At 60.2% G+C, this 13,694-nt stretch carries 11 protein-coding genes; 8 read left to right on the top strand and 3 right to left on the bottom strand.

The features are described 5' to 3' along the window. Positions 1-42 precede the first annotated feature (42 nt). From nadE to GYM47_RS12995, 5 genes are all read left to right on the top strand, one after another. On the top strand, positions 43-1,365 hold the full coding sequence (gene nadE, locus GYM47_RS13015) for an ammonia-dependent NAD(+) synthetase (RefSeq protein ID WP_194928570.1): 1,323 nt from the start codon (positions 43-45) through the stop codon (positions 1,363-1,365). Positions 1,366-1,426: 61 nt separating this feature from the next. Next, positions 1,427-2,575 carry an exonuclease SbcCD subunit D gene (locus GYM47_RS13010; RefSeq protein ID WP_139526578.1) on the top strand — a complete coding sequence of 383 codons (1,149 nt, stop codon included), beginning with the start codon at positions 1,427-1,429 and terminating at the stop codon, positions 2,573-2,575. Continuing rightward, positions 2,572-5,175, top strand: coding sequence for an AAA family ATPase (locus tag GYM47_RS13005; RefSeq protein ID WP_153842642.1), 2,604 nt, complete (start codon positions 2,572-2,574; stop codon positions 5,173-5,175). Before GYM47_RS13010 ends, GYM47_RS13005 begins: the two co-directional genes overlap by 4 nt. Positions 5,176-5,284: 109 nt before the next feature. Further along, entirely contained in the window at positions 5,285-6,019 is a 735-nt protein-coding gene (locus GYM47_RS13000; RefSeq protein ID WP_139526580.1) for a tellurite resistance TerB family protein, read from the top strand. Next, a complete protein-coding gene (locus GYM47_RS12995; RefSeq protein ID WP_139526581.1) occupies positions 6,019-6,495 on the top strand; it encodes a phosphatidylglycerophosphatase A family protein in 477 nt (158 codons plus the stop codon). Before GYM47_RS13000 ends, GYM47_RS12995 begins: the two co-directional genes overlap by 1 nt. Before the next feature lie 120 nt (positions 6,496-6,615). On the opposite strand, the gene GYM47_RS12990 is transcribed toward GYM47_RS12995, so the two are convergent. The 3 genes from GYM47_RS12990 to GYM47_RS12980 form a co-directional block, all read right to left on the bottom strand. Next, a complete protein-coding gene (locus tag GYM47_RS12990; protein ID WP_139526582.1) occupies positions 6,616-7,998 on the bottom strand; it encodes an NAD-dependent succinate-semialdehyde dehydrogenase in 1,383 nt (460 codons plus the stop codon). A 232-nt stretch (positions 7,999-8,230) separates the two neighbouring features. Then, positions 8,231-8,854 (bottom strand): peptide-methionine (S)-S-oxide reductase MsrA, encoded by a 624-nt coding sequence (msrA, locus tag GYM47_RS12985; RefSeq protein WP_153842643.1) that lies wholly within the window; start codon positions 8,852-8,854, stop codon positions 8,231-8,233. A 67-nt stretch (positions 8,855-8,921) separates the two neighbouring features. Beyond that, a complete protein-coding gene (locus GYM47_RS12980) occupies positions 8,922-9,830 on the bottom strand; it encodes a LysR family transcriptional regulator (RefSeq protein ID WP_153842644.1) in 909 nt (302 codons plus the stop codon). Between the two features lie 138 nt (positions 9,831-9,968). Between GYM47_RS12980 and GYM47_RS12975 the strand changes: the two genes are divergently transcribed. From GYM47_RS12975 to GYM47_RS12965, 3 genes are all read left to right on the top strand, one after another. After that, on the top strand, positions 9,969-11,480 hold the full coding sequence (locus GYM47_RS12975; RefSeq protein ID WP_153842645.1) for a CoA-acylating methylmalonate-semialdehyde dehydrogenase: 1,512 nt from the start codon (positions 9,969-9,971) through the stop codon (positions 11,478-11,480). 42 nt (positions 11,481-11,522) lie between these two features. Continuing rightward, on the top strand, positions 11,523-13,184 hold the full coding sequence (locus tag GYM47_RS12970; RefSeq protein WP_153842723.1) for a GMC family oxidoreductase: 1,662 nt from the start codon (positions 11,523-11,525) through the stop codon (positions 13,182-13,184). A gap of 191 nt (positions 13,185-13,375) precedes the next feature. Then, positions 13,376-13,582 (top strand): cold-shock protein, encoded by a 207-nt coding sequence (locus GYM47_RS12965; RefSeq protein ID WP_054641278.1) that lies wholly within the window; start codon positions 13,376-13,378, stop codon positions 13,580-13,582. Positions 13,583-13,694: the final 112 nt, after the last annotated feature.

The raw sequence follows: 13,694 nt of genomic DNA, 5'->3' as shown, positions 1-13,694 counted from the left end.
GTAACCCCACCTGCACGGATGCATCCTTCAAGGAGACCCGCAATGGAACTGCTGAGACAAGTTCGCGATTATTTACAAGACTACTCACTTAAGCTCGCTACTGCCGAATCCTGTACGGCAGGACTGATTGCGTCGGAACTGGCGCGGGTGCCAGGCAGTGGCCAATCGATGGATTGCGGCCTTGCCGTGTACTCGCCAGAGGCTAAGCAGCGTTATCTTTCGGTAAGCGCTCAAACCCTTGAGCGTTGTGGTTTGACCAGCGAGGCGACATCCAAAGAAATGGCCGTGGGGGCACTCACTAACAATGATGCCAACGTTGCGATAGCCAATACCGGTATCGCTGGACCAGAGCCCCACGATGGCATTCCCGTAGGAACGGTATGCTTTGCCTGGGCGTTTCGGTACGAGCAGCAGATTTATCTCATCGCAGAGACACGGCATTTTTCAGGTGACCGTAACGAAGTGCGTTTAGCGGCGGCCCACTACGCTTTGAAGCGCTTAATGACTCACCACGCTGCAGTGGTAGAGGGAGAGGTCAGCGCCGTCGCTCATCAAGCCCATCAAGCCCATATTCAAACCGCGTTGCGGGTCGTGCCCGCCATCGATCCGCAGCAAGAAGTCGAGCGCCGTGTGATGTTTCTCTATCGCCAACTCCTAAACTCTGGGCAAAAGAGCTTGGTGTTGGGTATCAGTGGCGGGGTCGACTCCACTGTAGCAGGGCGCTTGGCGCAGTTGGCGGTAGAAAAAGCTCGCCAAGAGGGTGTGTCAGCCCACTTCTATGCGATGCGTTTACCCTACGATACTCAGCACGATGAAGCAGACGCCCAGCAGGCGTTGGCATTCATCAAACCCGATAGCGTGCTGAGTGTAAATATCCAGGCCGCGAGCGATGCAATGTTGGCTTCGCTTGAAGCAGGTGGGCTGGGCTTTACCGATGCGCAGCAACGCGATTTCGTCCTGGGCAATATCAAAGCGCGTCAACGTATGGTGGCTCAATATGCTGTCGCAGGGGCTAACGCGGGGCTGGTCGTGGGAACCGATCAGGCGGCGGAGGCGCTCATGGGCTTTTTTACCAAATATGGCGATGGGGCCTGCGATATCGCTCCATTAACCGGTCTGACTAAAGCCCAGGTACGCCAATTAGGTGCGGTGCTAGGCGCGCCCGAAGCGCTGGTAGAGAAGCAGCCCACGGCTGATCTAGAGACTCTGAAACCCCAGCTAGCCGATGAGGAGGCACTTGGCGTTAGCTACGCAGATATCGATGCTTTCTTGACGGGTAAACAGGTAAGCGAGGAAGCGCGTGCCACGATGATACAAACGTATCAGCGCTCAGCGCATAAACGGCACCTGCCCATCACCCCCTGAGCGCTAGCGTCGCGGTGTGAGGTTGTTATGATGCAGCTAACGTTTCTGTATCGAGTGCGTCATGCGATTACTTCACACCGCCGATTGGCATTTGGGGCGGCTATTCCATAACCTCTCCTTGCTGGAAGACCAGCGCCATGTGTTGCAGCAGCTGCTGGCGATCATCGACCGCGAGCAGGTGGATGCCGTGCTGGTCGCAGGCGATATTTACGACCGCTCTGTGCCACCCGCTGCGGCGGTCACGCTGCTGGATGAGATATTGGTCGAGCTGTGCGAGAAGCGCAGCCTGCCGGTCATCATGATTTCCGGTAACCACGACGGTGCCGAGCGCTTGGGTTTTGGCGCCCGCCATTTGCGTCAGGCCGGGCTGCATATCCTCACCGACCTGGCCACCTGCGATCAGCCGGTCACGCTAACGATGGGCGGTGACACGTTGGATGTGTTCGGCATCCCCTACGCCGATCCGGAGTACGTGCGCAGCGCGTTTGGCGTGGACGTGCGCGACTTCGACGGCGCCCACCGCTACCTGCTGGAGCGCATCGAGGCGCAGCGCCAGCCGGGCCGCCCGACGATGCTCATGAGCCACTGCTTTGTCGATGGCGGCACCGCCAGCGACTCCGAGCGCCCGCTCACCCTGGGCGGGGCGGAGAGCGTGGCTTGGGAGCCCATGCAGCGTTTCGACTACGTGGCGCTTGGCCATCTTCACGGCCCGCAAACTCGCGGTGGCGAGCACATTCGCTACAGCGGCTCGCTGCTGAAGTACAGCTTTTCCGAAGCCACTCAGCGTAAAGGCGTCACCCTCGTCGAGGTGGGCAGCGAAGGTGTCACCCAGATCGAGCATCATCCGCTGCTACCCCGTCGTGACGTACGCGTACTGGAAGGCGAGCTGACGCAGCTGCTGGCCCAAGGCGCCAGCGATCCCTACGCCGATGACTACTTGCTGGTGCGCCTCACCGACCGCCATGCCATTCTCGACCCCATGGGCAAACTGCGGGAGGTCTACCCCAACGTGCTGCACCTGGAGAAGCCCGGCATGCTGGAAGCAAAAGGGCGCCAGCAGCTAGACCGCGAGCGGCTTCAGTTCAGCGCGCTGGATATGTTCAGCGACTTTTTCACCCAAGCCAGCGGTGAGCCAATGAGCGACGAGCAGGCCCGCGCCATGAGCGAGCTGATCACCACCCTCAGCCGTGAGCAGGAGGGCCAAGCATGACGCCGTTGACACTCACCATGCAGGCCTTTGGCCCCTTTGCGAGTACTGAGGCCATCGACTTCACCGCGCTGGGTAGAAGCCCGCTGTTTCTGATCAACGGCCCCACCGGGGCGGGTAAAAGCTCGATCCTCGATGCGATGTGTTTTGCCTTGTACGGCCAAACCACCGGCAACGAGCGCGACGCTGGCCAAATGCGCTGCGACCAAGCGCCCGCGACCCTGTTGACCGAAGTGACGCTGACGTTCCGTCTACGAGATGCCATTTATCGAGTGCGCCGAGTGCCGCAGCAGGAGCGCCCCAAAGCCAGCGGCGAAGGCACGACCACGCAAGCGGCGGAAGCTCAATTATGGCGAGTTACTCCCAAGGGCGAGGAGGACGAATGCTTGGTGGCACGAAAGATCACCGATGCCAACGTCCAGCTGCAGCAGTTGCTGGGCTTGGATGCGCGTCAGTTTCGCCAAGTCATGGTGCTTCCCCAGGGTAAATTTCGCGAGCTGCTGCTGGCGGGCTCGAAAGAGCGCGAAGAGATTTTTGCCCAGCTGTTTCAAACCGAAATTTTTCAGCGTATCGAGCAGCGCCTGCTGGATCGGGCCAAGCAGATCGTCCGTGAGGTGAACGACCACCGCCAGCGGGTGCAGGGCATCCTGTCGGCCAGCGATGTCGAGAGCGAGGCCGCGCTACAGGAAGCGCTCGCCGCGCTCGACCCGGATCATCACGCCGCCAAACAGGCGCTGGCGGCCGCCACCGAGCAGCGCGAGCAGGCCGTGGCGACCGCCCAGGCGGGCACGGCGCTGGCTCGCCAGTTCGAGCAGCACGCCACGCTGGTCAAGGCAAAAGCGGCCCTATTGGAGCAGCAGCCCGCGATTCAGCACGCCCAAGCGCAGCTGCACCGGCACGAACAAACCCAAGCGCTCGCTACGCCGTTTTACGCGCTGCAAAGCGCCGAGAAAAACGCCGCTGCCGCCGAGAGCGAATGCCAGGCCGCCCAGCAGGCCATAGCCCCTCGACAGGCCGCCCATCAGCAGGCCCAGGCGGCACTGGCGGAGGCCAATGCCCAGCATGAGCGGGTGCCCGCGCTGCAGCGTCAAGCGTATGAGTGGGAGCAATCCCTCGCTACGTGTCAGGAGCTGGCCACGCTGGAAGGGCAGCGCGCCACCCTTGCCCAACAGGTCGCCCAAGCGCTCGAGACGTTAGAGCAGACGCAGCAAGAGGCCACCCGCCAAGAGCAGCACGCCATCGAGCAAGAGATGCGCTGGCACCAGGGCCAGGCGGCGCTGCTGGCCCAGCGGTTGGACAGCGGCCAGCCTTGCCCGGTGTGCGGTAGCCGTGAGCATCCGGCTCCCGCCACTCCCTCCCAAGCGCTGGTGACGCAAGCGGAGATGAAGCAGGCGCGAAGTGCCTACGAGCACGCTCGCCAGGCCTGGGTGAGTGCCCAGCAGCATGCCCAGGGCTTGGAGCAGCAGTCTCACCACCTCGACGAACGTTGCCAACGGCTTCGCGAGCAGTTGGGCGATAGCGTGTCGCTGGAGAGCGTGAACGCGTCGTTAGCCTCTGTGAACCGCGAGATCGACACCTGCGAACGGACCTGGAAAACGGCCCAGGCCCAGGCCCAAACGGCTCATATGGCGCTCACTCAAGCACAAACCACGCTAACCGAGGCCACCCAGCGCCAAACCGAGGCGCAGCACACGTTAGGCACCGCTCGAACCGAGTGGCAAGCAGCGCTGCAGGCCAGCCCCTTCAGAGACGAAGCGGCGTTTACCGCTGCCCGCCTAGAGGCGTCGGAACAGCAGCGCCTGAGTGAAAGCGTCGCGCGTTTTCAGCGGGAGCTCGCCAAATTGGAGGGCCAGCTCGAGGCCAGCGAACCGCTGCTGGAAGGCAAAACGCCCCCCGACGTTGCTGCCTTGGAGACCCACGCCGAAGCGGCCAAGTCTCACGAAGCGGCGTGCCGCCAAACGTATCAGCGCTTGGCGGCACGCGTCGATCAGCTTACGAGTACCCAGCAGCGCTTGGCGGAGGCACGCCACGCCGAGGCAGCGCTCGAGGCGCAGTATCAGCTTTGGGGAACGCTCAGCGAGGTCGCCAACGGCCGCACCGGTCACCGCATTAGCCTGCAGCGCTTCGTGCTGGGCGTGCTGCTGGACGATGTGCTGATCCAAGCCTCCGAACGTCTGGTGCGAATGAGCCGCGGGCGCTATCAGCTCGTGCGCCGGGAAGATCCTTCCAAAGGCAATAAAGCCTCAGGGCTCGAGCTCGACGTGGCCGATACTTACACTGGCAAGAACCGTCCGGTGGCCACGCTCTCCGGTGGGGAATCGTTCATGGCCGCGCTATCGTTGGCCCTAGGGCTTTCCGATGTGGTCCAGGCCTACGCGGGGGGAATTCAACTGGATACGCTGTTCATCGACGAGGGATTTGGCAGTCTGGACCAAGACGCGCTGGATCAAGCCATCGCCATGTTGAGCGAACTGCAAATGAGCGGGCGAACGATAGGGATCATTTCCCACGTCAGCGAACTCAAAGAGCAGATGCCAGTGCGCATCGAGGTGAGCGCTAGCCGTCATGGCAGTTCGGTCGCGGTAAAAGGGGCGCTGGGCTAAGCGCGAGTGCAGGATCGATTCATGCTGTATTCATGTAGCATGCGCTATAACGAACATTAAACGACCCGCGTTCGACCCGTCGAATGAGTAACCATTGAGGAGTGCAAGGATGAACGCAAGCAAAATTCTTCAGCAGTTGATGAGTCAGGCCAGCGGCAGCAAGGGCAGTAGCGGCGGCATGGATGTCAAAGGGGTGATCGATGGCCTCTCCCGCCAGTTGGGCGGCAGTGGCAGCCAAGGCTCGCGCCAAAGCAGCGGTTCCAGCGGTTTCGACATGAAAAGCCTGCTGGGCGGCGGTGCCCTAGGCATGCTGGTGGGCTCGAAGCGTGGCCGCAGCATGGGCGGCAAAGCGCTCAAATATGGTGCCATTGCGGGAGTCGGCGTACTGGCCTGGAAGGCGTGGCAAAGTACTCAGGAGAAGGAGAAGAAGGGGGCTGGGACCCAATCCTCCTCGGAAGGCGAGCGTGTCGAGGTGTTGAGCGGCGAGGTTCAAGAGCGCCGCAGCTTGGAGCTGCTGCAGGCCATGATCATGGCCGCCCGGGCGGATGGCCATATCGACGAGCAGGAGCAGGCGCTGATTACCGATCAGATCGATGCCCTCGGCGCGGATGAGGAGATGCACCGCTGGGTCGAACAGCAGCTAAAAGCCCCGCTGGACGCCCAGGCCTTGGCCCGTGAAGCGGACTCTCCCCAGGCCGCTCGCGAAATGTATTTGATCAGCGTCGCCGTAATCGACGACCAAAACCCCATGGAGCGCGCCTGGTTGGATCAACTCGCCAGTGCGCTAAACCTAACGCCTGAGATGGCGGCAGAGCTCGAGCGTCAGGCGCAGCAGGCTGGCTAATGCTCGATACGCTCAACTTCTGGCTAGCCACTGGCTTTGGGTTGGGGCTAGCGCCCGTTGCGCCGGGTACCTTTGGGTCACTGATTGGCCTGCCGCTGGCGTGGTGGCTCTTGGGCCGCCCAACGGGGCAGCAGGCGGTCATCATCGCGCTGATGCTGATAGCGGCCGTGCCGGTTTGTCATATCGCTGCGTGGCATTATGATGGCCTGGACCATGGCAGCATCGTCGCCGATGAGTACGTCGCTTTTCCGCTCGCGGTGCTGGGGCTAAAAGCCGCCCGCCATCCGCTGGTACTGGCATTGGCGTTTGGCGTCTACCGCTTCTTCGATGGATTGAAACCGCCGCCCATTCATTTGGCAGAATACGTGAGCGGCGGGTTCGGTATCGTGTTGGATGACGTCATTGCCGCGCTGGTGAGCTGGCTGGTGGTCGCGCTGCTGCTAACGCTCTGGCAGCGTCGGCGGCAAATCGCCTGATACTGTAAAAGAGGCTGCAAACAAGGCGGACCACGAAAACGCTGCAGGTCGTGAAAACGACGCTGCGGCGTTTTGGGTAACGTGCTCTCCGCCTAGCGCTAGACGAAAAGCGTGGTCACCTTAGCTTTGTACGACGATCACCGATTTGGCGTTGACGAACTCGTGCATCCCAAAGCCGCCGTGCTCACGCCCATAGCCTGAATCCTTCACGCCGCCAAACGGCATTTCCGGCGTGGCGACACCGAAGCCGTTGATGAACACCATGCCGGTGTCGAAATACTGGCTGGCAAGCTCGGTGGCGCGCTTCACGTCTTTGGAGATGATGCCGCCGCCCAAGCCGTAGCGACTGTCGTTAGCAATGCGCATAGCGTCTTCATCGTCTTTGGCACGAATCAACGCAGCGACCGGGCCAAACAGCTCATCGTCGTAGGCAGGCTGTCCAGGGGTGACGTTATCCAGCACGGTGACCGGGTAGAACGCCCCTTTGCCTTCGGGTTTTTCGCCGCCGCAGAGGATTGTCGCGCCTTTACGCACGCTCTCTTCCACCTGCTCGTGAAGGTCGTCGCGAAGATCGACGCGGGCCATCGGGCCTAGGTCGCTATCTTCTTTGGTTGGGTCGCCCGCTTTCAAATCCTTCATGCGCGCTACGTAGCGCTCTTTGAATGCTTCGTAGTTCTTTTCGGTGACCACAAAGCGTTTGGCCGCCACGCAGGTTTGGCCGCCGTTGAAGACGCGACCGGTCACGCAGGTGTCGACCGCGACATCAAGGTCGGCATCGTCCAGTACCAGGTAGGCATCGTTGGAGCCCAGCTCCAGTACCGTCTTTTTCAGATGCTCGGCGGCTTTGGCGGCCACTTTTCGACCAGCGCCATCGCTGCCGGTCAAGGTGACGCCACGCACGGCTTTGTGGGCAATCACCGTGTCGGAGACATCGTGAGAAATCACCAGCGTGCGGAAGACGTTTTCCGGCAGGCCCGCTTCGCGGTAGATTTTCTCCAGCAGCAGCCCGCTACCCGTAACGTTCTCTGCGTGTTTTAGCAGCACGCTGTTGCCCGCCATGATGTTGGCGATGGAGTAGCGCACGACTTGATACGCAGGGAAGTTCCACGGCTGAATGCCGTAAATCACGCCCATCGGGGAGTAGGTGACGATTCCGCGCTCGCCGTTGCCGGGCTTGCGCTCTTCGTCGGCGAGCTTGGTGGGTCCGTGCTCGGCGGTATAATCACAGATGCCGACACACAGATCCACTTCCTGGCGCGCCTGTGAGGGCAGCTTGCCCATCTCTTTGACCATTAGGTCGGCAAGCTCGTCTTTATGCGCCTTCATCGCTTCGCCAATGGCTTTGACGACCTTGGCGCGGTGCTCTAGCGGCTTGAGCCGCCAATCCAGAAACGCCTCATGGCTGGCCTCGACGATCTGCTTGGCCTGGCTTTCATCCATCAGCGTGTAGGTCTCAAGCGTTTCGCCGGTGGTCGGATTGACTGTCGAGATGGTGTTGCTCATAAGATCTCCTATCTTTAGATCAACGGGCGTTCGATCAGGTAGAGCAGTCCTTTAGCCGACTGGTCTATTAATGCTGAATTTCTACCTTAGTAGATAAATGGCGTTTTGCCCAAATGAATCATCAGGCATGTCGTGACACCCTCGTTGGGGCAAGACGGGTAGACAATGGTTCCATAAAAAAGCGCCAAGACAGATAAACCGACTTGGCGCTTTTAAAGGTCACAGGGCGTGATTACTCAAAAGTAGGACCGCCTGCCTCTTCGTCCCATACTTCTTCTAAACGGTCATCTCGGCCGCAGCTCAGGCGGTAAAACTTGTAGCGGAGCGGGTTTTTCTCGTAGTAATCCTGATGGTACTCCTCGGCGCGCCAAAACTCGCTGGCCGGCAGGATCTCGGTCGTGATCTCTTGATCGAACCTCGCTTCCATCTCGGCTTTCGAGGCTTCCGCTAACGCCTGCTCCTCCTCGTTGCTGTAGAAGATGGCCGAGCGGTATTGATCGCCGCTATCGCAAAACTGGCGGTTGACGGCGAAGGGATCGATATTGCGCCAGAAAATCTCCAGTAGCTGTTCGTAGCTGATCTGGCTGTCGTCGTACTCGATGTTGACGACTTCTATGTGGCCGGTGCCGCCCCGGGAGACCTGTTCGTAGGTGGGGTTGTCCAGCTCGCCGCCCATATAGCCGGAGGTGGTGGCGCTGACACCCGGCTGCTTGTCGTAGGGCGGCTCCATGCACCAGAAACAGCCGCCAGCAAACGTTGCCTCGCTATTGGATTGCGCCTGGAGCGGTGCGCTTGCCAGGCCAGCGGCGGCCATTATGCACAGCGTCAACGGACGAAAAGAGGAAAATCGGTACATGTCTGACACTCCAGTGACGAATCGATGCTCGGTATTGAGCCCATTAGTATCGAGAGGTTCCGCGTTCTTAACGCGACCGACCACGCTGAGGCCACACCGTATCGAGGGTATCCAGTGCGGCTTTTATGGTGGGTTCGGTAGCGCGGTCGCTGCGCCAAATCAGGCTGAGCGCGCAGGGCAAGCGAACGTTATCCGCCACTGTCAAACCGCTCTCCTGCCGTTCGGCCATGGCCAGCGCGTCGCGCGCCAAGCTTAGCCCCACACCCGCTCTGACCAAATCCAGCATACAGACCTCCTGGTCGACTTGGGCAACGCGGCGCGGTATCGCGCCGCTGTCGGTCAAAGCCCGTTCGAGTAGCCGGGAGTGCGCCGACACGGTGGGGGTGACGATCCAGGGTAACTGGGCAAGCGTCTCCCAGCGGGTATCGACGAGCTTGGCTTCCCAGCCTGGCGGGGCGACGACGTGATAATGAAAGTGGGTCAATTCGCGCCAATCAAGGGCTGGACGGCCGGTGCCTTCACCGGGCGTGGCGAGAAAGAAGCCTACGTCCAACTCCCCCTGTTCCACCTGACTCAAAACATTGCCGCTCATGCCGTGGTGAAGTTCGGTTTCCAGCTGGGGCGCGCGGGCCATCAAGCGGCTGAGAAAGTCGCCAAGGCGGATGAACTCTGGGTCGACGATGGTGCCAATGCGCAGCTTGCCACGCAGGGTGCTGTGCAAAGCGCTGGCGGTCAGCTCGAAGGCGAGCGCGCTGGCCAGCGCATTTTCTGCAGTGGGTAGGAGTGCATAGCCGTCAGCGGTGAGGGTTAACCCCTGCGGGCGGCGGGTAAAGAGCGTTAAGCCTAGATGCTGCTGTAGCTGCTTCAACTTTAGGCTGACGGCGGGCTGAGTCAGGTGGAGCTGCTCGGCCGCCCGCGAGACGCTACCGGTGTGGGCAACGGCCACAAAGGCCCGCAGCGTGGCGTACTCCTGCATGGTGATGAACCTACCCTGGTGTGTTATTAGTGAATCTTATATCTTGGTTAAAAATTACTCAATTGATTAGCCTGTTCGGCGGGGTAGTCTTGTGATCATCCTCTGATCACTTAAGCTTTTTTTATAAAGGTAGCGACCATGACCACCCACGCCATCCATCACTTCATCAACGGCCAACGTAGCGAAGGCACCTCCGGTAGCGCCCAAGATGTGTTCAACCCCGCCACCGGGCAGGTCACCGGGCGTGTGGCCCTGGCGTCGAGCGCTGACGTAGATACGGCCGTGCAAGCCGCTCAGGCGGCATTCCCCGCCTGGGCCGATACGCCGCCCATCCGCCGCGCTCGGGTCATGTTCAAATTTCTGGAGCTGCTGAACGCTAATAAGGATGCCCTGGCCGAGGCAATCACCAAAGAGCACGGCAAAGTCTTCACCGACGCGCAAGGCGAGGTGGCCCGGGGCATCGATATCGTCGAATTCGCTTGCGGCATCCCCCAGCTCTTGAAGGGTGATTACACCGAGCAGGTCAGCACCGGTATCGATAACTGGACCGTGCGCCAGCCGCTGGGAGTGGTGGCGGGCATCACGCCGTTCAACTTCCCGGCGATGGTGCCCATGTGGATGTTCCCCATTGCCATTGCCGCTGGCAATACCTTCATTCTCAAGCCTAGCCCGCTGGACCCCAGTGCCTCGCTGATGATAGCGGATCTATTGCAGCAAGCAGGCCTGCCGGATGGCGTCTTCAACGTGGTGCAGGGCGATAAAGATTCGGTCGAAGCGCTAATCGATCACCCTGACGTGAAGGCGCTGTCGTTCGTGGGTTCTACGCCGATCGCCAACCTGATCTACGAGCGTGGCGCCAAGCACGGCAAGCGCGTCCAGGCGCTGGGGGGCGCAAAAAACCATATGGTGGTGATGCCGGATGCCCACCTGGATAAAGCCGTTGATGCGCTGATCGGTGCGGCCTACGGCAGTGCGGGCGAGCGCTGCATGGCGATTAGCGTGGCCGTGTTAGTCGGCGACGTGGCCGACAAGGTGGTACCGATGCTCACCGAACGCGCCGAGGCGCTGAAGGTGAAAGATGGCATGCAGCTAGATGCAGAAATGGGTCCGATCGTGACCCGTCAGGCGCACCAGCGGATCACCGGCTACATAGAAAAGGGCGTGGCAGAAGGCGCCGAGCTCGTCGTCGATGGCCGCGAGTTCGACGGCGCGCAAGCAGGCGAGGGCTGTTCTGACGGTTTTTGGATGGGCGGCACGCTGTTTGATCACGTCACGCCGGAAATGACCATCTATAAAGAAGAGATCTTCGGCCCGGTGCTGGTCTGCGTGCGGGTGCCGGATGTGGCGACCGCTATTCAACTGATCAATGGCCACGAGTTTGGCAACGGGGTGAGCTGCTTTACCGAAAGCGGCAGCGTCGCCCGCGAATTTGGTCGGCGGATTCAGGTGGGTATGGTCGGCATCAACGTGCCTATCCCAGTGCCCATGGCGTGGCACGGTTTCGGTGGCTGGAAGCGCTCGCTGTTTGGCGATACCCACGCGTATGGCGAAGAGGGCGTGCGCTTCTATACCAAACAGAAGTCGATTATGCAGCGCTGGTCCGACTCCATCGATGCGGGCGCCGAATTCGTGATGCCGACGGCGAAGTAGCGCCAGACCGTTACGGGAGCCTAGCCTATGCCAACGAATACAATGACAAACTCCCACGCTGAGTCGTTCGACTACATCGTGGTAGGCGCAGGCACCGCAGGGTGCCTGATGGCCAACCGGCTCAGCGCCGACCCACAGAATCGGGTGCTGCTGATCGAGGCGGGCGGTCGGGATAACTACCACTGGATCCATATTCCGGTGGGCTACCTGTATTGCATCAATAACCCGCGCACCGACTGGCTGTTCCGCACCGAGCCGGACACGGGGCTAAATGGCCGCTCGCTGATCTACCCTCGAGGAAAAACCCTGGGGGGCTGCTCCAGCATCAACGGTATGATCTATATGCGTGGCCAGGCGCGGGATTACGACCACTGGGCGGAGGTCACCGGCAGTGACGAGTGGCGCTGGGAGAACTGCCTGCCGGACTTCATCAAACACGAAAACCACTACCGGCTGGATGAGGGCAGCGACGGTGACGAGACACACCGTGCGTTTCACGGCCATGGCGGTGAGTGGCGGGTCGAGAAGCAGCGCCTAAAGTGGGAAGTGCTGGACGACTTTGCCGAAGCGGCGGTTCAGGCTGGCATTCCCCGCACCGAGGACTTTAACCGGGGCAGTAACGAAGGGGTCGCCTATTTCGAAGTGAACCAGCGCGATGGCTGGCGTTGGAATACCGCCAAGGCATTTTTGCGTAGCGCGCTAAAGCGGGACAATCTGACGCTTTGGCACTCTACCCAGGTGAACCGGCTCTGCTTCGATCGTTCGCAAGCGCTTCGCTGTACCGGGGTAGAGGTGGTGCGCAGCGGCAAAACCCTGCGGGTGCAGGCGCAAAAAGAAGTGGTGCTGTGCGCAGGGGCGATTGGCTCGCCCCACCTTTTACAGCTATCGGGCATTGGGCCTGCGGAGCATCTGCGCGAGCATGGTATCGAGGCCATTCACGATTTGCCGGGCGTTGGCGAAAACCTGCAAGATCACCTCCAAATACGCTCGGTGTATCGTGTCAGTAACGCCAAGACGCTCAATGCCATTGCCAGCACGCTGTGGGGCAAAGCGGGCATCGGCTGGGAATATGTGACCAAACGCACCGGGCCAATGAGCATGGCCCCCTCGCAGCTTGGCGCATTTACTCGCAGCTCCAACGATCAGCCGTACCCCAATATTCAGTATCACGTCCAACCGCTCAGCCTAGAGGCCTTTGGGCAGCCGCTGCATCCCTATCCGGCCATTACCGCGAGCGTATGCAACTTGAACCCTACCAGCCGAGGAACGGTGCGGTTGAAAAGCGCCGACCCGCGTCAGGCACCGGCGATTTCGCCGAACTATCTCAGCACGCCGGAGGATCGCAAGGTGGCGGCCGATTCGCTGCGGGTAACCCGGCGTATCGCCGAACAGCCTGCCTTTGCGAAGTACTCACCTGAAGAAGTGAAGCCGGGCGTCGAGTATCAAACGGACGAGGAGTTAACGCGGCTGGCAGGGGATATCGGTACGACGATTTTTCATCCGGTGGGCACCACACGAATGGGTAAAGGTGATGACCCAATGGCGGTGGTGGACGCAACATTGCGCGTGAGAGGGGTGTCGGGGCTGCGGATTGCGGATGCGGGCGTGATGCCCACCATCACCAGTGGAAACACCAATTCGCCGACCCTCATGATCGCTGAAAAAGCCGCCGGATGGATTTTAAAAGAAAATTCATTGCATTGACTTTTTTTTCCATCATAGTGTTGACGTGCAGCGTCGTTAAGCGCATGCTGCATGCAGTTGGTTAGCAAGTCGAACGTTGTCAGCAGTATCGAAACGCTCTAGCGTTGAGTCTGGTGAAGGTTTCTTGTTCTACCCACTGCAACTCGGGTATTACCCGGCTCTACATTAAAGCTAAATCGAGGATTTCGATCATGGCAACTGGTACCGTTAAGTGGTTTAACGACACTAAAGGCTTCGGCTTCATTTCTCCGGACGACAATGGCGACGACCTGTTCGCTCACTTCTCCGAAATTCAAGCTGACGGCTTCAAAACTCTGCAAGACGGCCAGAAGGTTTCCTTCGACGTCACCCAGGGTAAAAAAGGCCTTCAGGCTTCTAACATCAAAGTTCTGGGTTAATTCCAGCTTGATGTTTGCCGCTAGCAGCGTCTGCTAGCGAGCTAGAAAAACCCCGCTCAATGCGGGGTTTTTTCGTTGGTGTATGCTTATCTGCCTCACGCCTCACGCCTCA

This window comes from Vreelandella piezotolerans, from assembly GCF_012427705.1.
Taxonomy (GTDB): domain Bacteria; phylum Pseudomonadota; class Gammaproteobacteria; order Pseudomonadales; family Halomonadaceae; genus Vreelandella; species Vreelandella piezotolerans.
The sequence above is the reverse complement of the archived record's forward strand: the minus strand, read 5'-3'. Positions and strand labels throughout refer to the sequence as shown.